17 protein-coding genes are annotated in these 20504 nt (G+C 59.5%); 3 read left to right on the forward strand and 14 right to left on the reverse strand.

Annotated elements, in window-relative coordinates; translation table 11 throughout:
- Positions 1-141 precede the first annotated feature (141 nt).
- The 3 genes from HXW87_RS18530 (at position 142) to HXW87_RS18540 (ending at position 6151) form a co-directional block, all read left to right on the forward strand.
- Positions 142-2583: a hypothetical protein gene (locus HXW87_RS18530; RefSeq protein ID WP_239777293.1), complete on the forward strand. Its 2442-nt coding sequence runs from the start codon at positions 142-144 to the stop codon at positions 2581-2583.
- A gap of 461 nt (positions 2584-3044) precedes the next feature.
- The gene (locus tag HXW87_RS18535) at positions 3045-3416 is read left to right on the forward strand and encodes a hypothetical protein (RefSeq protein ID WP_182400986.1); all 372 of its coding nucleotides are present in this window, start codon (positions 3045-3047) and stop codon (positions 3414-3416) included.
- Between the two features lie 170 nt (positions 3417-3586).
- Positions 3587-6151 carry a hypothetical protein gene (locus HXW87_RS18540; RefSeq protein WP_239777295.1) on the forward strand — a complete coding sequence of 855 codons (2565 nt, stop codon included), beginning with the start codon at positions 3587-3589 and terminating at the stop codon, positions 6149-6151.
- A gap of 94 nt (positions 6152-6245) precedes the next feature.
- Here HXW87_RS18540 and HXW87_RS18545 read toward each other — a convergent pair whose 3' ends face one another.
- From HXW87_RS18545 to HXW87_RS18610, 14 genes are all read right to left on the reverse strand, one after another.
- Positions 6246-7223 (reverse strand): LysR family transcriptional regulator, encoded by a 978-nt coding sequence (locus HXW87_RS18545; protein WP_095666687.1) that lies wholly within the window; start codon positions 7221-7223, stop codon positions 6246-6248.
- 146 nt (positions 7224-7369) lie between these two features.
- Positions 7370-8317: a peptidylprolyl isomerase gene (locus tag HXW87_RS18550; RefSeq protein ID WP_239777297.1), complete on the reverse strand. Its 948-nt coding sequence runs from the start codon at positions 8315-8317 to the stop codon at positions 7370-7372.
- A complete protein-coding gene (locus tag HXW87_RS18555) occupies positions 8314-8784 on the reverse strand; it encodes a YbjN domain-containing protein (RefSeq protein ID WP_239777299.1) in 471 nt (156 codons plus the stop codon). Before HXW87_RS18555 ends, HXW87_RS18550 begins: the two co-directional genes overlap by 4 nt.
- A 21-nt stretch (positions 8785-8805) precedes the next feature.
- Positions 8806-9435, reverse strand: coding sequence for a DNA repair protein (locus HXW87_RS18560; RefSeq protein WP_239777301.1), 630 nt, complete (start codon positions 9433-9435; stop codon positions 8806-8808).
- Positions 9436-9453: 18 nt separating this feature from the next.
- On the reverse strand, positions 9454-11151 hold the full coding sequence (locus HXW87_RS18565; protein WP_239777303.1) for a putative porin: 1698 nt from the start codon (positions 11149-11151) through the stop codon (positions 9454-9456).
- A 39-nt stretch (positions 11152-11190) separates the two neighbouring features.
- Complete coding sequence (locus tag HXW87_RS18570) at positions 11191-11895, reverse strand: energy transducer TonB (RefSeq protein ID WP_086791030.1); 705 nt, start codon at positions 11893-11895, stop codon at positions 11191-11193.
- Positions 11896-11898: 3 nt separating this feature from the next.
- On the reverse strand, positions 11899-12324 hold the full coding sequence (locus HXW87_RS18575; protein WP_007955109.1) for a biopolymer transporter ExbD: 426 nt from the start codon (positions 12322-12324) through the stop codon (positions 11899-11901).
- A gap of 11 nt (positions 12325-12335) precedes the next feature.
- A complete protein-coding gene (locus HXW87_RS18580; RefSeq protein ID WP_239777305.1) occupies positions 12336-14135 on the reverse strand; it encodes a MotA/TolQ/ExbB proton channel family protein in 1800 nt (599 codons plus the stop codon).
- A 12-nt stretch (positions 14136-14147) separates the two neighbouring features.
- The gene (locus HXW87_RS18585; protein WP_239777306.1) at positions 14148-15746 is read right to left on the reverse strand and encodes a ShlB/FhaC/HecB family hemolysin secretion/activation protein; all 1599 of its coding nucleotides are present in this window, start codon (positions 15744-15746) and stop codon (positions 14148-14150) included.
- A 57-nt stretch (positions 15747-15803) separates the two neighbouring features.
- A complete protein-coding gene (locus HXW87_RS18590; protein WP_080963271.1) occupies positions 15804-16415 on the reverse strand; it encodes a transposase in 612 nt (203 codons plus the stop codon).
- Between the two features lie 203 nt (positions 16416-16618).
- Entirely contained in the window at positions 16619-17017 is a 399-nt protein-coding gene (locus HXW87_RS18595) for a hypothetical protein (protein ID WP_182400969.1), read from the reverse strand.
- A gap of 168 nt (positions 17018-17185) precedes the next feature.
- Complete coding sequence (locus tag HXW87_RS18600; protein ID WP_239779170.1) at positions 17186-18445, reverse strand: DSD1 family PLP-dependent enzyme; 1260 nt, start codon at positions 18443-18445, stop codon at positions 17186-17188.
- Between the two features lie 23 nt (positions 18446-18468).
- Entirely contained in the window at positions 18469-19797 is a 1329-nt protein-coding gene (locus HXW87_RS18605; RefSeq protein WP_182400975.1) for a D-arabinono-1,4-lactone oxidase, read from the reverse strand.
- Positions 19798-19873: 76 nt separating this feature from the next.
- Entirely contained in the window at positions 19874-20227 is a 354-nt protein-coding gene (locus HXW87_RS18610) for a c-type cytochrome (RefSeq protein WP_239777308.1), read from the reverse strand.
- Positions 20228-20504: the final 277 nt, after the last annotated feature.

The following is a 20504-nucleotide window of genomic DNA, read 5'->3' on the forward strand; positions in this document are numbered from 1 at the left end:
TGCAGGAAAACTGTTCATTGATGACCATTCGTCTTGAAACCACGCTCACCTGTCAGATCTGACAGGTGACGGTTCTCTTCTATCGCGGTGTGATGGGGCACGTCCCGAAGATAGCTTCGCACCCTACGCCAGGAGAGCAGCATGAGCACGAGCATCAACATCAATTCGACACAGATCAGCGCCTTGCTCCAGCTATATCCGATGGCCATCCCGGGCGCAGTAGAAAACCTGCAACCGCCAGGGGCCTACCATCTCGGCATTCCCGAAAGCATTCATTCGCCATCCACCAAACTCTTCATGGTGATCGACCCGGTCACGTTGTTTTCTACTCCCTCTGAAGCAGGTAACTCCGTAAGGCTGTGGGTCAACGGCCAGGCGACATCCGTGATCAAGCCGATCAAGCCGGGCGAAGAGAACAACCGCATTTTTATGGAGTTGCTTTGGGGAGTGATGAAGGATGGCCTCAATACGCTGTACTACGAAGTCACCCGGGTCAGCGGTAATAAAGATCAATCCACCCCGATACTGAATGTGCTGTTCAACAACCCGGTCTCCGGTATCACGGTCAGCCATCCGGCCAGCATTGGCCCGGGGCAGCCGGCCACGTTCACCCTCACGCGCGACTACCCGCGCGAATATGACGTGATGACGCTGACCGTGGGGACGTGGAGCAAAACAATTCCCTACGTCCATCCTGCCAACCCGGTTACCTACACCCTGACGACCCTTGACCTCCAGCAGATCGGTGACGGTACTCGTTCAGTGAGCGCCACCAATGAAGATCAACTGAGTAACCTCAGAGTGTCGCCGACGACCTCCATCGTCATCACTGCCAACACACTTGTTTTACCGCCCCCTTCCGTCACAGGGCAGACAGGCAACAACTTCAATCCGACGTTGCAGAATGTCGAGGGAGTGGTGCCTGCGGGCACTTTGCTGCCCAGCGACAAGATCCACTTCGTGTGGGAGGGCGCGATCAGTGCGCCAGGGGCTTCCTTCACCAGTCCGCAACGCCTGGTCAGTGCCGGTCTGAAATTCGTGGTACCGCGCTCGGTGCTGGCCTACAGTCTGGGCAACGGGATCAAGGTCTCCTATGTCATCGAACGCAATGGTGTTACGACCTCGTCGAAAGTCTTGCCACTGAATATCCTGCCATTGCCCGCCACGGCGTTGGTCCCTCCGAAGATTGTGGAAGCGGACGCGAACAACGTGCTGGACGTTATCGCGCTGGGCGCGAAGAACGCGACGATTCACGCCTTGCTCTGGACGCTGATTGCCGATGGCATGCCGTGCTGGCTTTCGCTGGAGGGCAAGAAGGCGGACGGCACGGCGCACAATCTGGTCTTGTGGAATGGTCTGCCGGCGCGGGTCAATCCGACTTGGGTCAGCCAGGGTTTCTGGCCTCAAGCGTTGGTGAACAGTTACTTGAAGCAGCTGGGAGATGGCACTTCACTGATCATCAAGTTCGCGGTGTCGATGGACATGAGCAATGTCAGGGCGACGGCCGTGGAGTTTCCGGATCGGGCCTACATGATCAAGGCTGTGGCACTGGTCGTGCCGACCATCGGCAACGTGAACGAGGACACCGCCACCGGTAAACCTGTTGCGGGCGCAGGATTCACCACAGCGACCACGCTGGTGATTAGAGGCAAGCTGAGCCCTGGCCAGCAGGGCGAGTTGTACGATGGCAGCGGCGCGAGCGCGAAGCCGTTGGGCAAGATGACCGCCAACCCGGCGGGAGACTATTCGATCACCATCACGGTCGCTCAGGGCGCCCATCGGTTCTACATTCAGTCGCTGTATCACCCCGGGACTGTGTACTCCAATGTCTGGACCCTGACTGTGGTGGCCAACGTCAACGCAATCATTGACTGGATAAAAGAAAACAGCGCCACCGGTGCACTCGTTCCGAAGGGAGGGTCGACCACGGCGACCACGCTGGTGATCAGCGGTAAAGCGAGTGCCGGTCACACGCTCCAGTTGCTGGATCATGCTGCCTTTAAAGCCACGATCCCGGTCGATGTTAAAGGCGTTTACACTTACACACTCACGGGCCAGGCACCGGGGGAGCACAGTTATACGGTAAAAGCGAATTATGGGAGTGGAGTGGAGTCTTCAGCGTGGGCTCTCAGAATTATCCTGTTTTCTCCACTATATGATCTGACTGACTTTAATGATCTATCAATGCGTGGTTGGATAAAAGGTCCTGCAGGTAGGGAACTCCAATTCTGGCCTACTCAAGATCGCCCTGGATATCATTTATTTAACAATACTTCCGGCTCGGGCTCTCATGCTGGAACAGTGTTGTCGAAGGAGTTTGAGGTTTTCAGCGGACGAACATATGAATTTAGAGTAACCGCAAAAAAAGTTAATCCCGGCACACCTAATGATGCACTTTTAGTTTTGTACATTGGAAATAGTGCTTCTTCAACATTTAGAATTTCCAGTAATCCGTTTCAGGATTATTCATTTAGAGCTGCGGCCCTGACAACGGGAAAAATTGCTTTTCAGATTGTCAATCTTCAAAGTGCTATGGATGTTAACGACTATGATATTGATAGCCTTCTGGTTCGATCATTGTGATTTTTTTGGGGAATGATAAAGGGGACGCATTTATTTAATTCTGAAGCGCTCGAAGTGAATGGCGGGGTCGTGCTCAGGCATGAGAAATCCCTCCTGGATCAGTGCGTGGCCGCTCAATGTAAACCGCTTCTTCACGGATTCGCCACGACTGTTTAAAGCCGTTGACCGAAACGTCCGGTAAGCCACAACGCCTTGCGCCATTGCCTACGCATCCGCCAGAATCCGCCGGCTTGTACGCCTTGAGGGTGGGCTCTATCGTCTCCGGGTCGCTGATGAATCAGCGATCGGGTCTCGCAGCCCGCGATCTCTAGACGCACAACATCCTCCAGTTTTATGGCGGCTGTACGTGGGAGACCCTCGGGTCTGCCGGTTCTAGAGTCCCGGTCTGCGACCCGCGTATAGCTGCCCCCCCTTCGTATCGCAGCGAATCGTGGCGGCTCCATGACTCTGGAGATTCAATCATGATCAAACCAACACCAAACCCACCCGAAACCGACTCGACCTCGCCCTACGAAACCCTCGATTCAAAGAAATTCCACGAAGCCGCCGACCGCGCCCTCGACCACTACCTCAATCCGTTCCACCCCAGAAAGCCGCTGCTCAAACCCATCACCCGCTACCTCATCGCCCCCGGCATCCCGAATGAAGAACTGCTGGCCGACGCCTGCGAAAACCTGACCTCGGCCAAAACCATGGCCAGCGATTTTGCCGGGATGATCGATACGCCGCGGCGGCATGTGCTGCTGGGCATCGGGCAACTGATCATGCTGGCGGAACTGGCGGTGAACCGGGTGCTGGATAATCTGGATGTGGCGGCTGAACCTCAGCCCTGAGTGATGAAACCAAAACAGCCCCGCATGGGCCGTTTTCGCGTCTGTAGGAAAACCGTTCTCCAACGACCATTCGTCTTGAAACAGCGCTCACCTGTCAGATCTGACAGGTGACGCCTTCACGTATCCAGCGTTTGATGACGCCTGCATCCCTACCTCGCCGGAGCATCGACATGACTACGCCTACCTCACTGCAAAACACCAATCTGGTGCTGGCACCTCCTTTCGTGCAGGGCGCCACTGATTCAGTTATCGGCGCGCGCATCGGTGTCCCGCTTGCCATTTACAATCTGGTGCCCGACGGCCTGGGCGCGAGAGTTCGAATCGATCCGCCACTGGCAGGCACGGTCGATCCGACTGATACCATCGTGCTGAAGCTAAAGGGTGAGGTGGCGCCACTGGACAGCAAGCCTGTCGGCAACCCGGACGCCCCGATTGAAATGCGTATTCCAGTGGGGCGACTGCACTCCGACCGAGTCAACGAGCTGTACTACGAAATTTTTCGCAACAGCCAGAACTTCAGCTCTTCCACGCCGATGCTGGAAGCGCTCTTCAACATGATCCGGCCTGGCTTGAAAGACGTCCGCCCCGATATCGTGGGCCATTCCGAACTCGGCATGACGCTGCCTGACGAGATCAAGAATGGCGTCGGGCCAGGGTTTGTCAGCGCACAGGTGTGCTTCACCTATCCCTATTGCCGGGCCTACGACACGATCACACTCAAGTGCAATGGGGAGATCGTCACTTTCGAAGTGGGCACCAACGACGCACCGCAACCACCTGACCCCGGCTCGCCGGCACCGACCACCGTGTGTTTTATCGTGGATCGCGCATTCCTCGACAAGGCCATCAGGCCGAGCGGCAAACTGGACTTTTCATTCACCGTGACTGACCAACTCCTCAATACACCCGACCCCGACGCCGTGTGGTCAGCCTCGCAAACCGTCGACGAGAACCTGGACGGCAAACGCTTGCAGGGGGTGATCTATCGTGAGCGCCCGAACGATCCTGGCGATGTATCCGAGATCATCGACCTGGAGTTACTGGGTACCAATCGACTGCAAGTGATTGTGCTGACCAACGACCCGCGCCTGCTTGCGGGGGATGTCATCGATGGAACCTATACGGCAAGCGCTGAAGGTAAACTCGACGTCGTGGTGCCGTTGAAGGGAGTCGTGGAAGCCGACGAGTTCGGACAGAAAAAGGTCTTGATCCTGTGGGTAGACAATAACAAGGTGATCGCCGGCAGCACAGTGAAGAGCATGTATGCGGTGCTGCGCAATGGCACATCTATCGGCCAATCGGTCGCGGCCATGGCCCGAGTGGTGGGTGAAGGGTTACCGGATCTGCTGCCACCACGTTTTCAGAAATCGCTGGGTGGTGTTCTGGACCCGTTGGATCCCGCTAACCTGAAAGGTGCAAACGGCCAGGTGGAAGTGCTCGGTTTCCGTTCAGGCGATGTCGTAAAAATGATTGGCTCTTGGGCTGGCTCACCGACATTCGATTTCAAACCATTGAATTCCGCAAGCCGGGCCAACTTTCCTTTGGACAGCGCATTTCTCGCGGCGAACATGGGTAAACAGTTGAAGTTACGTTATGTACTGCAACGTAGTGGCAAGCTGTACGACTCGCAAGTACTGGACGCCTCAGTAAAGAGAATTGCGGATCACGATCCGAGACTGCCTGTGCCGACGATTGATGGGAACGACACATCTAACCTGGACGCTACAAAACTGCTTCCGTCCTCCGTGCTTCAGTTGCCGGCGTATGCACATCAAGTGTCGGGACAGAGCGGATGGTTACGCTATGAGGGGGTGGACAGCAAGGGTAATCCGGTCTTCCACGACGACCTGAATGGTGACGCCCTGAGCGCCGGACCGGGACTGGTCCGGCCTGTACCGTTGACTTGGTTGCAAGGGCTCATGGATGGCAGTGTGTTCACCATCCTGTTCAGTTTGAACTATGACGGGGTGGCCAATGCGCGATTGGCGGTGAAGTTTCCGGTTCGCAGTTACACCGTTCAGGCACAGCCTGATGTCGTGGTGGCGTTTCTCAATGCGCCTTACACCGCTACGACGGGCGAACAGGTGACGGGGATTGAACTGCTTGTCACTCAGGCAGGGCTGCCCAGTGCAGGACAGACTGTCACCATCATCTTGCCACAGGGGACGACGTTTGCCGGAGGGGCGGGAACCAAGGACTTCGTGACCGGCGTTGACGGGAAGATAGCGGTTAATGGGGTTAAGGCGGGGAGTGTGGAAGGGGATCATTCAATTACTGCTGTCAGTGGTAGAGCAACGGCCAGCGCGAGGTTGAGCATTCGTGCGGATGAAGGAGAAGTGATCGACCATACGGACTTCACTAATGGTACAAATGGTTGGTCGGTTCGTACCAGAGCTCAGACATTAATGAAGGAAGGCCAAGATGGATTCTTACGATTCGTCTCCGATCCCAATTCCCTCTCAGCCATTACTAAGACATTCAGCTTAACCAAAGGAAAATACCAACTCACAATAACAGCGAGAAGGACTCTTCAAACTTCGAACTTATACTATATTTTCAATAGTACTGACTGGACAATAGCGCCGCTCGGCACATTCTGGAGCGAAGTTAGCAGCGAACTAACCTTAAACGCGGACGTAAATAAATCCGTATCTTGCGGCTTTGCATGGGCCGGTACCTATGGCAATCAGGGCGACATAACCTCTATAAAAATCATAAAACTAAAGACCAATTAACCCGACACATCCAATACAGCAAAAAAAAATGAAAAATGGGACAAGGAAAAAGTGGACGGATTTATTTAACTGGATAAATCCGTCTTTTTTACCGTTATTCAAACCACTCCCCACGTTCGCTAAACGTCCGCCGAATCAACTCCACGAGCACCTGTACCTCTTCAACACCCTGCGAGTCACTGTTCACCGCCAACCACGCCTGCAACCGCATCGCCTCCTCAAACAACCCCGGCAACGCCACCAACCCGCGATCAAACCGGCTCATGTACATCGGCAACAAACCAATGCAAGCGCTGCACCGGATCATTTCCAGCATCAGCTCGTAAGACTGCATCTGCACCACCCCGGCCAAGCGCTGTTCGACGAGATTGTTCCACGGCCGGAAGCTATCGATCTGCCGGTCATGCTGCCATTGCACCAGCATGAAATCGGCAAGATCATCCGGGCTCCCTGGCCGTGCAGTCACGCGGGAATAGCGTTTGGCAATGTGCGGCTGGTATTCCAGTTGCGCGAGGCGTTGCGGTTCGCTGGTGGCGAAGGTCGGGCCGGGGTACGGGGTTTCACCATGGGCGAGCCACAGCACGATGTCGGCGCTGACGGCGCGCAGAGCCAGTTCGCTGTCGAGGGCGATGATCTCGAGGCGCACGCTGGCGTTGCGGCGCAGCAGTGCGATGAGGTCGCGGCCGAGGATGTCGTGCAGGATCGATTCGGCGACGGCCAGCCTGATCAGGGGTTGCTCGATCACCGGCAGCTTGCGTTCATGGGCCAGCGCCACCAGTTGCGCCTGCAACTGCTGACCTTCACGGGTCAGGCTCAAGGCGCTGCCTTGAAAGCTGAACAGCGCGTGTTGCAGCGTTTGCTCAAGCTGCGCCAATTGTTTGCGCAGCAAGGTCGAGCGCACGTTGAGGCTGCGCGCCGCCTGCATGAAGCAACCGCAGCGAGCACTGACCAGAAAATATTGCGCGACGTCGGCATCGATGGTCGCGGCTTGCGCGAGCCACGACTCGTGCTCGCCCTGTGCCCAGCGATAGTCGGGGCTACCCTGTCGTCCTGCGGGTTCGGTGAATGACATCGATGACTCCCTGTCGATCTTTGTTGGTCTTGAGTGCACCACAATCCACTGTGGGAGCGAGCCTGCTCGCGAAGGCGCCAGCACATTCAACAATTACGCTGCCTGACACACCGCATTCGCGAGCAGGCTCGCTCCCACAAGGTGATTTATTGGTGGGTTTCGAGGACCTTGTTCAGCTCGGCCCCATCGATACTCAGCGTTGCGGTATTGAGCATCCCGTCCAGATACGCCTGGGCAATCTGCTCCTGACGTTGCGCACGCAAGGCCTGGGTCAGTTGATCGCGCAATTCATCCAGAGTCGCGGTACGCGCCGGTTGCTGTTCGGTGAGTTTGATCACATGGAAACCGGCTGCGCTCTGCACCGGGTCGGACACCGCGCCGACCTTCAACTTCGCCACCACGCCCCGCACCTCCGGCACCAGTTGCTGCAACGGTTGCAGCCCGCTGTCGCCGCCGCGTTCGGCGGTCAGCCGATCCTGCGAGTACTGAGTCGCCAGCGCGGCAAAATCCCCCGGCGTGCCCTGGGCTTTCTTGCTCAGCTCGGCCGCCTGTTTGCGCACGGCGTCCAGGCTCTGGGCATCCGGCACCGCGAGGAAAATCTGGCTGACCCGATACAACGGCGGAGTCATCCAATTGGCCTTGCCAGCGTCGTACGCCTGTTGCAGCTCGGCCGCACTCGGATAGTCCGCCGGCACGGTGCTGACCGAGCGCAGGTAATCGCGAAAGACGATCTGCTCGCTGGCCGCGCGAGTTTGCCGCACCACGTCCGGACGCTGCGCCCAGCCCTGAGCGTCGGCCTGCTCGAGCACGGCTTTCTCCGCCAGACGGGTACGAATCCAGCGCTCCAGTGCTTCACGGTTGCCGCGCAGTTGCTCGGCACTTGCCGGTGGCAATGTCGCCAGCAACGCCTGCAACTCCTGCGGCGTCACCTGCTGATTGCCCAGTCGCGCCACGGCCGGCCCCGCAGCAACCGCCGCCAACGGCGACGATTGCTGGGCGGCAACCGGGTCAGTACCCGGTCGCAGCACCAGCGCCACGGCTACCACCAACAGCGCCACTGCCCCGGCGCCGATCACCATGGCAGGCTTTTTCACAGCGCGACTTCCTCTTGCTCAGCGGTAGCGACTTTGGCTGTCGAGGCTTGAGCGGCCTGGGTGAAATCACGCAGGTAGACGATGAATTCCTGCAGCAAACGGTCCCACAGCTCCAGGCTGCCACGCAGGTGATCGTTGCTCACACCCGCCGCGACCACCACGTCCATTTCCATCACCAGAAACTCGCCCTGCAACGACAACCGGGCAAAACGCCGGGTGGCGTTCCACTGCTCGGCCACACCTTGTGGCAACTCACCTTGCACCCGCAGCGCGCAGCTGAAGGTGAAATCGACATAGCGGCCCTGCTCCACCGCCGGGTTGCCGAAACGCACGGCATAACCGATGCCCTGACTGGCGCTGAGCAACTGCACGATGCCGTTCTGTTCCGTCTGGTTGACGCGATAACCGGCCGCTTGCAGGACTTCGGTCAGGGATTGCGGGGATACATGGCTGATCAATTGAGTCATGACTTCTTCCTTGTTTGTTAATCAATGCGCGAGCGCAGCTTGCGGCGCGTCGAATTGAGTCTTGTAGAGCTCGTCACCGAACCCCTGCGCCAGTTCATCGAACTTGACCCGGGCGCTGCCCGCGAAGGGCTGGCGGATCTTCATCACCTCGGCCACATCAATGTTTTCGTAGGCGCTGAGGATCTGCTTGGCGACGCCGTACATCTGCTGATTCTTGACTGAACATTGCTGCACTTGTGTGTCACGTTCAGCCAATTGCGCTTGAAGCTTAGACCGTTCTGCCTCTTTGGCACGGGCCATGACCAGCAACTCGTCGTAGGCCTTCTTGAACTTGCCGACCTGTTCGCTACTGGCGGCGACTTGCGCTTGGGCCTGGTTGTGCAGGTTCTGCTGCTGGCCAGCCAACTGCTCGGCCAGGCCTTTAGCCTTGGCCAGTTCAGCGGTCAATTGCTTGATCTGCGCCTGCGCGGCCTTGGCCTCATTCTGCGCCGCCAGTTGCGCGGCGCTGGCCTGGGCCTGCTGGCTCTGCAGGGTCTGCAACTGCTGGGTGGTGCTGCGCAACTGGGTGCGCAGACGCTCCTCCATGCCTTCGGCCTGCGCGCCTTGCGCGATGAAAAAACTCAGCCCCAACCATAAAACTCGTGCGTGCATGACCGTACTCCCGGCGCCTTAGAAGCGCGTATTGATCTCAAGCTGCAAGACGTCGATGTCGAACGGCGCACCGTACACGGCTTCGGTGCTCATCCAGCGGCCGGTGGCGTAGACGTTCTTCGCCAGGCCGTAGTTGCCGCCGAGGATATAGCCCTTGGCGTTGGTGCCGCCGAGGTGGAACGACGAGTCGTTGAAGCCATCAGGCAAGGCGTCCGGCTGGATGTACTTGTAGCCGGCGAACAGGTTCCAGTCGCCCTGCTTCTTCAGGTCCAGCGCGTTGCCGAGGGTGAACTGGACCATCCACGCATTGGCGCCGCTTTCGATCTCGCCGTTGCTGTTGAGGTTGTTGACGATCTGCCCCTCGGAACGCTTACGCATGTCGCCTTCGTCGTAACCGAGGTTGTGGATGTAGTTGCCCTGGCTGCGCAATTTGAAGTCTTGTGGCAGATCGGCGTCCCATACCAGATTCAGGTCGAGCAGGTTGAACTCCGAGGCGAGACCGACGAACTGTGGCTGCGGCGTGGTGGTCGGGTTGGCCGGGTTCGGCGTGATGTCGCGCAGCAGGAACACGCTGTTGCCTTTCTGCATGAACGCCGCCCGAGTGCCGTCGGTGTCGCAGCCCGGGGCGCCGGCCCACGGTGCGCAAGGGCTGGAACGCTGCCCCTGAATGTCGTCGAAACGGTAGTAAGCCAACGCGCCCTTGAGGCGGTTGTTGCTGTTGATTGCCCACTTGGCGCCGAGCTGCGCACCGTACAGCCACTTGTTGTCGCTTTCTTCCTTGTCGAAGCCATTGCTGGTGCTGGTGTCGTTGGTGTAATCCACCGGGAACGCGCCGACGGTGCCGAACACACCCCAGTCGCGGTTGAGCTTGTGATCGAAAATCGCCGCCACGCCGTCGAAGTTGAGGTCGTTGGAGTACAGCATGTCGGTGGACATGAACGGGTTGGCGAAACGCCCGCCGGTCAGGGTCAGCTCATCGGTCGGCTTCCAGTTCAGGTAACCCTGATCGAGCCAGATATCTTTCTTGGCGAAGCCGCCGCCGAGGTTCTGCGTGGTCGACACCGGGTTGTTGTCCGAGCCGGTGCCGATGCGGATGCCGGCGGTCCATTCTGGCGAGATCACCGCTTTCATGCCCAGCCGTGCGCGCAGGCGGAATTGGTTGGTGCGGTCTTCGCGGGTATTGAGCAACGGCGGCAGGTTGGTGCTGCTGTTGGGGTTCACGTCGTACGGGCCGTTGTTGTTGAGTTTGGCGAAGTCGACGATTTCGTTGCTGTTGCTGCCCGAGTAGTAGCGCGATTCGTCACGCAGACGAATGTCGCCGTCGAAGCTGATGCGCGATGCCCAGTCCGGGAAGGTATTGGGCGCGGCCCAGTTTTCCTGCTTGGCGGTGGCCATGACTTCGGCCTTGACCTGATCGCGGATCTGGTCGCGCACTGCGGCCGGCACATATTGCACGCGCACATCGCCCGGTGCCGCTACCGGTCCGGCCGCTACGGCGGTGGAAGTGGCAGCCTGTTTGGCCTGCGCCGCTTCGTTCTGCGCCTGAGCGATCAGCGCGTCGGCCTTGTCCTGTTTCAGAATGCCCTGCTCGACCAGCAAGCGGATCAGATTGATCGTGGCGTTCTCCGAAGGCGCAGGCGCTGCCGCGGCCTGACCGACCAGGGTCGCGATGACCATGCCGACCGCCAGGGACAATCGATTCACGTTGGAAATCATCTGCACACAACTCCTTTTCATACAGCTTTATGAATTCGGTTAACCCGGACGCCGCCCTTGCAGGGACAGGCGCACGGGCAAGGTGATGGAGGCCGGTGGCCGTTCGCTCAGATGCGGCGCGTTGCGCAATGCGGCCAGCACCTGAGTGTCGATCTCGGGCTTGCCGCTGGACTTGACCAGCTCGACCCGGGTGATTTCGCCGACGCTGCTCAGCCACACATCGGCCTGCAGCGAAAACGCAAGGTTGCGCAGGTCCGGGTTCTCGCGCAGCAAACGCTGGAAGGTGAACGCCAGGAACTGGCTGTAGGTGCCGGTACCCAAGCGTCCGCCACCCGCTCCGGCCATACCGCCGCCCTTGCCGGCGCCGATGTTGAAAGCGTCATTGCCGCTCTGGGCGTCGCCGTCGATTTGCATCGGGTTGGCCAGATCGTCCGCCGGCGATGGCGGCGCCTCTTCCTCGGGCTTGACCTCTTGCGGCTCGGGCGTGGGTTCGGGCTCGACGACTTTTTCTTCCACCGGGGTTTCCGGCTCCGGTGGTTTTTCCGGAGGTGGCGGTGGTGGTGGCGGCAACGGAATGATCGTCGGCACCTTCGGCGCTTCACGGCGGATGCCGCTCATGTCATTGGCCCACTGCCACAGGAACCACGCGGCGAGCGCGCCGAGCAGCAGCCCGGCGCCCCACTTCAGGTAACGCAACGGCGAGCGCTTCACCGGCAGCGGCTCAATCGGAAGTTGTGCGGTCATCACTCAACCCTGCGTCGGTTTGCCGGTCACCAGACCGACCTGAGACAGTTCGAGCCGGCGCAGCAGATCCAGCACTTCAATGACCTTCTGGTACTGCACCGTGGCGTCCCCGCGCACGATCACCGGGAAGTCCGGGTTCTGCGCTTTCTCGATGCGCAGGCGCTCTTCCAACTCCGGCAGGGTCACCGGGTAGGCATCGAGGAACACCTGACCGCCATCATTGACCGAAATCGCCTTGGTCTTGGCCTCCGACAGCGACACCGCGGCACTGGCCTTGGGCAGGTTGATCTGGATCCCGGAGACCTGCGCGGTGGCAGTGAGGATGAACATCACCAGCACCACCATCAGCACGTCCACCAGTGGCGTGATGTTGATGCTGTCCACCGCTGCATCTTCGTCATCGTCGTGGGAGGCATTTACGGACGCCATGGCAATGCTCCTCAGGCCGGTACGGAGTGGTTGGCGTGATGGCCGCGCTGATGCGCCGCTTCACTGGACTGACCTTCACCGTGCATCTCCGCCAGACGGGTAATGAACTCGTCGACGAACACGCGCATGTCGGCGCTGACTTCCTTGTTACGGGTGATCAGGCGGTTGTAGCCAAACAGCGCCGGGATCGCGACAAACAGGCCCATCGCCGTGGCGAGCAACGCCGCCGCCATGCCCGGCGCGATGGCGTTGATGTTGACGTCGCCGGCCATGGCGGTGCCGAGGAACACCACCATGATCCCCAGCACGGTGCCGAGCAGGCCGATGTACGGGCCGCCAGCAATGGCGTTGGACAGGGTCGAGAGTTTCGAACTGAGCGCCTGGTTCTCGCGGGTACGTACGCCGTCCATCGAGCAGCGAATGGCTTCGATGGTCGCTGCGGACACCGAAGAGGTGTCGGCGCCCTGCTCGCGGCGAGTACGGATTTCCTTGACCGCCACCGAGTACAGACGCCACAGCGGCGAGTGCTGCAGACGCTGGGCCAGTTGCGCGTCGTCGGCGAACATCTCCAGACGGGTACCGACCTTGGCGAACTGCTCGCGGAAATCCTCGTTGGCCTTGCTCACGCGGCTGAGGGTGCGGTTCTTGCGCAGCATGATGATCCACGACTGAAACATCATCAGTACCAGCACGGCGATGATCACCCAGGCGTCGACCGGCACCGCGTTGAGCAGGAAACCGAGGCTGCCGAAGCCGAAACCGGACTGTTCTTCGTCGACGCCATAGGTCACCAGTTTCGACTCGGCACCTTGCGCGGTGGCATCGGCCAGCAGCAACGGCGCCGGGCGGGCAACTTTGGAAAGGCGCAGTTCGTCGATGGCCCCCACAAATGGCTGGTACGGGCCAGCGGCCAGATCACCGCCAACCGCCATCACCGAATTGAACGCCGGCATCGCTTGAGCGAGGGTCGCACCCTCACGACCGTTGATGTACAGGCTGACTTTCGAACCTTCCGCGGTCAGCGCGACATGCTGCCATTGCCCTGGATTCAGCGGCTGAGTGGCCACGGCGCGCTGGCCGTCTATCTCCACAAACGGCACGCCTTGATTGACCCCGACCAGCAGACTGTTGGCGCCTTCGCGACGGGCCAGAATCAGTTGCTCGCCATTGGCCTGATCCAGCCGCAGCCAGGCACTGAAGGTGAACGCACTGCCAGCGCTGTGCTGCAACGACGGACTGGCCGGCAGCAACAACGGCTGGCCGCTGAACTGCAACGCGCGCCCGACCACGCCGTCAATCGCCGCGCCGGTGGCGCTTTGTGCGGTGTTGCCGTAGGCGGTGGTGTCTTTGGCCGGAGTGCCGGTGGCGCCGTCGAAGTGATACAGCGCGGTGTAATTCGGATCGAAGGTCAGCTGGCCGTTGCCAGTGGCCGGGGCCTTCTGGTTGCCGTAATACATCCAGATGTCCTGACGCTGGCCGCCCTCGACATTCGGCACATCGACCCAGATCAGCGCCATGCCCATCAGCGCGTCGAAGCTTTCGATCTGGTGATTGAGCACGGTCTTGTCATCGGCGGCGACGAAGCGCAGGTCCGCGCCGTCTTCCTTGACCCCGTCGAAGGTGAAATTGCCAGTGTGCAGGCGCACCAGCAGCGCGGTGCGACCGAGGGCCTGATTGATCCCGGCGCCCTGCGGCGTGGTGTCGACGGCGATCTGTTTGCGGTAATGCCAGTCGTCCTGCCACCAGGCCTGCGCCGTGGCCGGGAGCACGAAGCCCAGGCAGATCAACAACGAAAGAATGAGGCGCTGCATGAACGTGCTCCTTTAGAACGTGGCTTGAAGGTTGAAGTGCAGGCGCGATGCCTGCTTCGAGGTGTTCGGCCCTTCGAGTAGCGGGTAGCCCCAGTCGAGGCTGCCGGACAGCCATTTGCTGAGGCTGGCGCGGGTACCGAGGCCGACGCTGGCCAAGGCGTAACTGGCGTCCTGGTCCGGTAACTCGTCGCGCAGGTACAGTTGCGCGCCTTCGGCAAAGGCGTAGAAGCGCCATTCCTGCATCCAGTTGCCGGCGTATTTCGCCAGCGACGGCGTGCGCAGTTCCTGACTGAGCAGCACGCCGTCATCCCCGGTGCGTTCAGCGGCCAGATAGCCGCGCACCGAAGTGGCGCCGCCGGCGGAGAATTGTTCGTTGGAGACCAGTGGCCCCGACGCCAATTGGAACGCGCCTTTGCTCGCGCTTTGCCAATCGTTGTCGAAGGTCCAGGTGAAGGTGCTGTCGCCCTTGACCACCGCGAAACTCGGGTTGGCGCGGTAGCGTTTGTAGTCGAAGTCTTCGTCGGAACTGCCGTAGCCGAAGATGCTGCGGGTGGCCGCCACCAGGCTCAAACCGAGGCCGAGCTGACTCTTTTCGGTGTAACGGAAGCCGTTGTAGGCGAAGGTGAACGGCGCGTATTTCAACGGCACCTTGTCGCTCTCGCCGGACAGGGTCAGGCGCTCGTCGAAATCCTTGAAGTCGATGCCGGCCGACAGCGAGTTCGACCAGTTGCCGCTGGACGGCAACGTGTAGATCGCCGACACGCCATAGGAATGGCCCTTGCCCAACACGTTGCTGCCGCCGATGGTCGCGACATTGCTGTCGGACTGGTAACCGGAGAACTGCACGCTCCAGCGCTCGGTCAGCGGCGCGCTGTAGGACGCCGACCAGACCTTGGCGTTGTCGGTGTCCTGCGGCGCGGTGAAGTACGTCAGGTTGATGCTGTGGCCAAGCTGCCAGAGGTTGTTGTAGCCAAGGCTGGTCACGGCGCGGAGCTTTTCGGTGTCGGCGCTGTAGTCGTTGTTGAGGCCGACGCTGGCGCTCCACGGGTTCTGGTCTTCGACCTGCAAGTCGACGTCCATGGTCCCCGGGCGTTGACCTTCGCGCACCAGCGGCATGACCTGGCGCCCCGGGGTTTTATTGAGCTGCGCCAGTTCACCCTGGACCTTGGCGAAGTCCGGCACTTCGCCCTCTTTCAGCGCCGGGACGTTGTCGCGGATGTCCAGCGGCGAATAGTGTTTGGCGCCGACCACCCGCACCCGGCCGACCTTGGTTTCGCTGACTTGCAGGTAGACGATACCGTCAGCCACTGCTTGCTCCGGCAACTCGACGAACACCGATTGATAGCCACGCTCCTGATAAGCCTTTTGCAGGGCATCGCGGGCGCCTTCGATGTCAGTCATGGCTTTCTGCGGGCCGAGAAACGGGTACACCGCCTCTTCGATCGCCCGCGCGTCGAGCACGGTGTTGCCGCGCACGAAGTATTCGTTGACGTCCACCAGACGCTGCGGCGCGGCATTTTCGGCAGCCTCTTCGGCGAATGCCGGTTGCGCGCCGACCGTCACCAGCAGCCAGCCCCACAGCGCCAGCCGTGACGTGAAAATCTGATCCACACTACCCCCTGAATTCGCGATGACCTGTTGGCGCTGTCGCGCGCCTTGTGAATTGCGTCAGTTGCTGACTGTCGAGGCACCGCTGTGCTTGCCGAGCCAGGTGTGCAGCAGCGCGAAGTTCAAGGAGAACTCGGGCATTTGCAGCAAGGCACCGCAGAACACTTCGCCAATGATTTTTTGAATGAGCAGCACCGCACGCGGCTCGTTGAGCAGCGTGGCGATGTCGCGACTGAGGACGTTGAAGCTCCAGACTTTCTGGTTCAGGCCAAGACCGACGAACCAGCGAAACAGCAGGTTGTAATTGAGCTGCTCATACAATTGCTGCTCGCTGGGCACCGAATACAGCAGTTGCAGGAGCAGGATGTGCATGACCGTTTGCGCGGGAATCAGCATGCCGGGCTCGGCATTGAGGTCATGCAGCAGGTCTTGGTGGGCCGCAAACAAGTCGTCGATCTGCGGGCGCAGCAACACCAGCGAATGGCCTGGCGGAATGTAGCTGGAGACCTCTTTCAAGGCGCCCTGCCAGTCATCCTGCGACACGATCCAGACCCACGGCGCACCGTAGCGATACACCGACACCGGCTTCTTGCGCGCCGCTTCGACGATCTTCGACAGCCGCTGATCGAGTTCCTGCATGCCCACTTTCGAGTAGCGTTCCATAGTCCCCATTGCCTCACTCCCGGCGTCCCGCCTCGGCTTGTGAAAAGCGCCCCGTTGGGCCCCTCAAGCGCGTTACATAGGCATGACCGGACTGGCTATGTGCTACCGAACTTTTGTCATGAAAGCTTCATTAATGACTCGGAGGAAAACGAACCGGCAAAAAAAACATGGAAGCCAGGTTCACTGCCATGTTTTTTGGATGACGCAGAACGTCAGTTTTCAAGTTCAAAGTCACCCTCGTAGAGTACGATTTCTTCAGGTCCTCTCGATTCACTGTCGGGATCGGCAGTCATTATAAGGTCGAATGTTCCAGTGATTTTCACCGCCTCTGCCGAGATGGTGGCCGTCAGGGAACCAGACTTCACGGTATACCTAAACATGTAATTTTCCTCCCTTGAGATAAATTTAATTACGGGCAATTGCGCATCTTCGAAGGTTTTTGTTCCCTCAAACTTCTCGATATTCATTGATAACGAAGTGTGAAATTTGGCACCAGTAGGTTTGCCTACTTTCACTTGAAAAAAATTGCCGACCTCGCTGAGATCAAGCTCACTGGCTTCAAAGCTCCCAAATTCGCTGGTATCGAATTCGAATTTACCGGTAGTCGCCATTTGCATCACCTATCTATAGAGGGCTTATCAATAACGCCTGAAAGTAATACTTGTCCCTTCAACGACGACGCGAGGGCCAATTATTGCGCGCAACAGAAATGCGCCGTCTACTGTAAAACCTGACAGTAGACGGCGCCGGATATTGGTCACATGTTGTGCGATCTGGCCTTAGGTGTACGCCGGCCAGGTATCGACAATCTTGCCGCCACGCACCGCCAGCAGATCACCGAATTGCAGGAGGACGGCTTCAGTCTGGGTCGGACGCAGGAACACTTGATCCTCGACAGTCAGGCCCACGGCGTCAGAACCGTTGACCATTTCCTGATTCGAACTACGCCCATACACCCCATTACTCTGCAAGCCGGCGGGCGATTCGAACTCGGTCATCCAGTTGCCGCCGTAAATGAAAAAGGTCTGGCGCTGATTGACATCCCACCACGACAACAGCTTCGACCTGTCATCCAGCGCCGGGATGTTCACCGCACCGGTACTCTTCAGCACCGGGGTGGCGATGTAGGTCGCCGGCACGTGGTCAACCAGCGATGGCAGGTCGTAATGCGTCGGTTTGAGCATCGCCGTGCCCACCGACACTTCGGTGCTCAGTGTCTCGTTTTCGTGGATGCGGTAACTCGGGCTGCCGGCGGTGTTCAGACACAGGCTTTCGTTCCACAACGCCGGAAATTGCTGGCGAGTGAAATCCACGCAACGCTGATAAATCAGCATCACCTTGGCGAACAGTTCTTCCGGTGAGCCAAGTATCCCCGGCACGCCCATGCCCACAAACGGGTCGTAACCCATAAACCCGGCGAACACCAGGTGCTGCGGGTTGGCGCTGATCAGCGCGAGCATCTGCCTCAGCACACTCACATCACCGACCCCGCCGCGATGCAGGCCGACATCCAGCTCGATGTTGATCCGCATCCGTGTGCCCAATCCCTGCGCCAGCGCCAGGTACTGCTGCAGACGTTCGGGATTGTCGATCAGCCATTGCAGCTGCTTCGCCGGGTCGAACGGGCCTTTGTGGGTTTGATAGAACAGCTGTGCCGAACGCACCGGCAGCGGCTTGCCGAGCAGGATATCGGACTGGGGAAACATGACGGCATCGTGATTAAGGAACGGCTGGTGAAACGACATGAGCTTTTGCGTTCCGGCCCGTTGCGCGATGTAGCTCAACAGCCCCGGTGACGGCAGCGACTTTTCCACCAATCGCAATTGCTTGCCGCCGCGTCGCACCGACTGCATGACCACGTCGATGTTGTGGTCGAGGCGATCCAGATCGATCAAAAGCACCGGACGCATTGGTCCGTTGTCTTTCAACTCTTTATTCAGGGCGCGGAAATACTCGCTGTACGGGCCGCCATGATCGCCCGGTCGTAACCAGGCACCGACTCCCAGCAAAAAGGCGCCAACGCCCACGGTGCCCAGCATGAAACTGCGTCGATTGACCGCCATCAGCTCACCCCCAGAATTGACGACAGATGCGCGTTGAGAAAACGTCCGCTGGGGTCCAGTGCCTGGCGTACGTCGACAAACTCGCGCCAGCGCGGGTACAGCGGTTGCAGGGTGCGCGCATTGAGCGTGTGCAATTTGCCCCAGTGCGGGCGACCGTTGTACTTCCAGAAAATCGGTTCGATGGCGGCGAAGAAGTTGTGATGGTCCATCTGGTAATGCTGGTGCACCGAGATCGAACAGCTGTCGCGGCCCTCGAACATGCTCAGCGCAATGTCGTCGGCCTTGACGTAGCGGTACTCGATGGGAAACCAGGTGCGCAGGTCCTTGTCCTGAATCAGCTTGAGGATTTCGCGCAGGCAGGCCGGGCCGTATTCGGCGGGCACCGAGTACTCCATCTCGTTGAAGCGCACGGTGCGCACGTTGGCGTAGATGTCGAACGAGTCGCCGACCCGATCATCGAAACTCGCCAGATGCCGCAAACTGTTGAGCAACGAGGTGCGCAGGCCGGGGAAATCACTGCCGTACTTGTCGATCTTCTCGATCAGGGTCACGAACTCGTTGCCACCCTCCTCCTCGGGCGGGATCGGCGGCGTGGCCGGGTCGCCGGTTTCGTTGAGGGCGATGGACAAGGCGTAGTCGGAATGGGTGACCACGAGCATTTCCCAGTGCTGGTTGTCGCGGGTGTTCTTGTCGAGGTCTTCGAGCAACTCTTCGGTCCTGGCGATCCACTGGGTTTCCCGCAGACGATACGCCGGACGGTTTTGCAAGCGGATTTTAGTGGCAACACCCAACGCGCCGAGGGATACCCGGGCGGCATTGAATACGTCCGGATGACGCTGGCTGTCGCAGTCCAATACCTCGCCACTGGCGGTCACCAGTTGCATCCCGCAGACATGGGCCGAGTAAGACTGAAAGGTTTTGCCGGTGCCGTGAGTCGAGGTGGAAATGGCGCCGGCGAGGGTCTGGTAATCGATGTCGGCCATGTTCTGCAGGGCCTGGCCGATGTCCTTGAGCGGCTTGCCCATACGCGACATCGGCGTGCCGGCGGCGAATTCGGCTTGCAGGGTTTTCGGGTCGTGATCGAGCAGACCGTTGAAGTAGCTCAGCGACAGCAACGTGCCGTCGGTGGGCACCAGCGCACTGAAGGAATGCGCCGAGCCGACCGGACGAATCTTGCCCGGTGCCTGTTGGATGACTGCGATCAATTCATCCAGATTCTTTGGCGCTACCCGCGCCGCCGGCAGGCAACTCTGCCCGCCCGACCAGTTGCGCCAGGGAATCAGCCGTGGCGCGCGCATCAACTGGCCCAGCGCCGGATTGGAAGCCAGCGCGCTGAACGCGCCGACGATACTTGCCCGTTGCAACAACTGACGGCGTGTCAGATCCATGCTCATGCGCGCGCCCTTATTGTGGGAGGGGCTGATTGGCCATGAAGCCGATCAGTTGCAGGAATTGTTCTTCCGAACACTCGACGCACTGGCCCATCGGCGGCATGCCGTTGTAGCCGTTGATGGCGTGATCAAGCAGGGTGTCGGCGCCCTGCCGCAGGCGTGGTTCCCAGGCCTTGCGGTCGCCGGTCAGCGGCGCGTTGGCAGCCGGGTTGGCATGGCACAGCTGGCAGCTGTTGGCGTAGATCTGCGCCAGTGCCGGGTCGGAGGGCGTGGCGTTGTGGGTGGTCGCCGGCGGTGCGGCTTTTTCACCGCAGCCGCACAGTGCAACGGACAGCGCCAGCATTAAAGTGAGTGGGATTGCCCGCATAACGATCCTCGCCTGGGTAGCGCTTTTTGTTGTGATCACACCTTAAGGCAGGCACGGCAGCGGGTTGAGGGCATTGCGGGACAACGAGGGGGCCATCCGGGGCCACACCGATGCCCTCTGTAGGAGCTGCCGCAGGCTGCGATCTTTTGATCTTGATCTTCAAAAGCAAAGTCAAAAGATCGCAGCCTGCGGCAGCTCCTACAGGGACTGGTGTGAGCATTGCGGCTCTACTCCGGGACTTGGCGTGACATTCGCGTGACATTCGCGGGTTTAAATT

This window comes from Pseudomonas sp. Y5-11 (assembly GCF_022368695.1).
Taxonomy (GTDB): domain Bacteria; phylum Pseudomonadota; class Gammaproteobacteria; order Pseudomonadales; family Pseudomonadaceae; genus Aquipseudomonas; species Aquipseudomonas parakoreensis.

Excerpts from the sequence above, each read along its gene's own strand:
- HXW87_RS18580 (WP_239777305.1), bottom strand. The coding sequence starts at position 14,135 with ATGCAGCGCCTCATTCTTTCGTTGTTGATCTGCCTGGGCTTCGTGCTC.
- HXW87_RS18600 (WP_239779170.1), bottom strand. The coding sequence starts at position 18,445 with ATGCTGGGCACCGTGGGCGTTGGCGCCTTTTTGCTGGGAGTCGGTGCC.
- HXW87_RS18595 (WP_182400969.1), bottom strand. The coding sequence starts at position 17,017 with ATGGCGACTACCGGTAAATTCGAATTCGATACCAGCGAATTTGGGAGC.
- HXW87_RS18590 (WP_080963271.1), bottom strand. The coding sequence starts at position 16,415 with ATGGGGACTATGGAACGCTACTCGAAAGTGGGCATGCAGGAACTCGAT.
- HXW87_RS18530 (WP_239777293.1), top strand. The coding sequence starts at position 142 with ATGAGCACGAGCATCAACATCAATTCGACACAGATCAGCGCCTTGCTC.
- HXW87_RS18560 (WP_239777301.1), bottom strand. The coding sequence starts at position 9,435 with ATGCACGCACGAGTTTTATGGTTGGGGCTGAGTTTTTTCATCGCGCAA.
- HXW87_RS18545 (WP_095666687.1), bottom strand. The coding sequence starts at position 7,223 with ATGTCATTCACCGAACCCGCAGGACGACAGGGTAGCCCCGACTATCGC.
- HXW87_RS18610 (WP_239777308.1), bottom strand. The coding sequence starts at position 20,227 with ATGCGGGCAATCCCACTCACTTTAATGCTGGCGCTGTCCGTTGCACTG.
- HXW87_RS18565 (WP_239777303.1), bottom strand. The coding sequence starts at position 11,151 with ATGATTTCCAACGTGAATCGATTGTCCCTGGCGGTCGGCATGGTCATC.
- HXW87_RS18540 (WP_239777295.1), top strand. The coding sequence starts at position 3,587 with ATGACTACGCCTACCTCACTGCAAAACACCAATCTGGTGCTGGCACCT.
- HXW87_RS18570 (WP_086791030.1), bottom strand. The coding sequence starts at position 11,895 with ATGACCGCACAACTTCCGATTGAGCCGCTGCCGGTGAAGCGCTCGCCG.
- HXW87_RS18535 (WP_182400986.1), top strand. The coding sequence starts at position 3,045 with ATGATCAAACCAACACCAAACCCACCCGAAACCGACTCGACCTCGCCC.
- HXW87_RS18575 (WP_007955109.1), bottom strand. The coding sequence starts at position 12,324 with ATGGCGTCCGTAAATGCCTCCCACGACGATGACGAAGATGCAGCGGTG.
- HXW87_RS18555 (WP_239777299.1), bottom strand. The coding sequence starts at position 8,784 with ATGACTCAATTGATCAGCCATGTATCCCCGCAATCCCTGACCGAAGTC.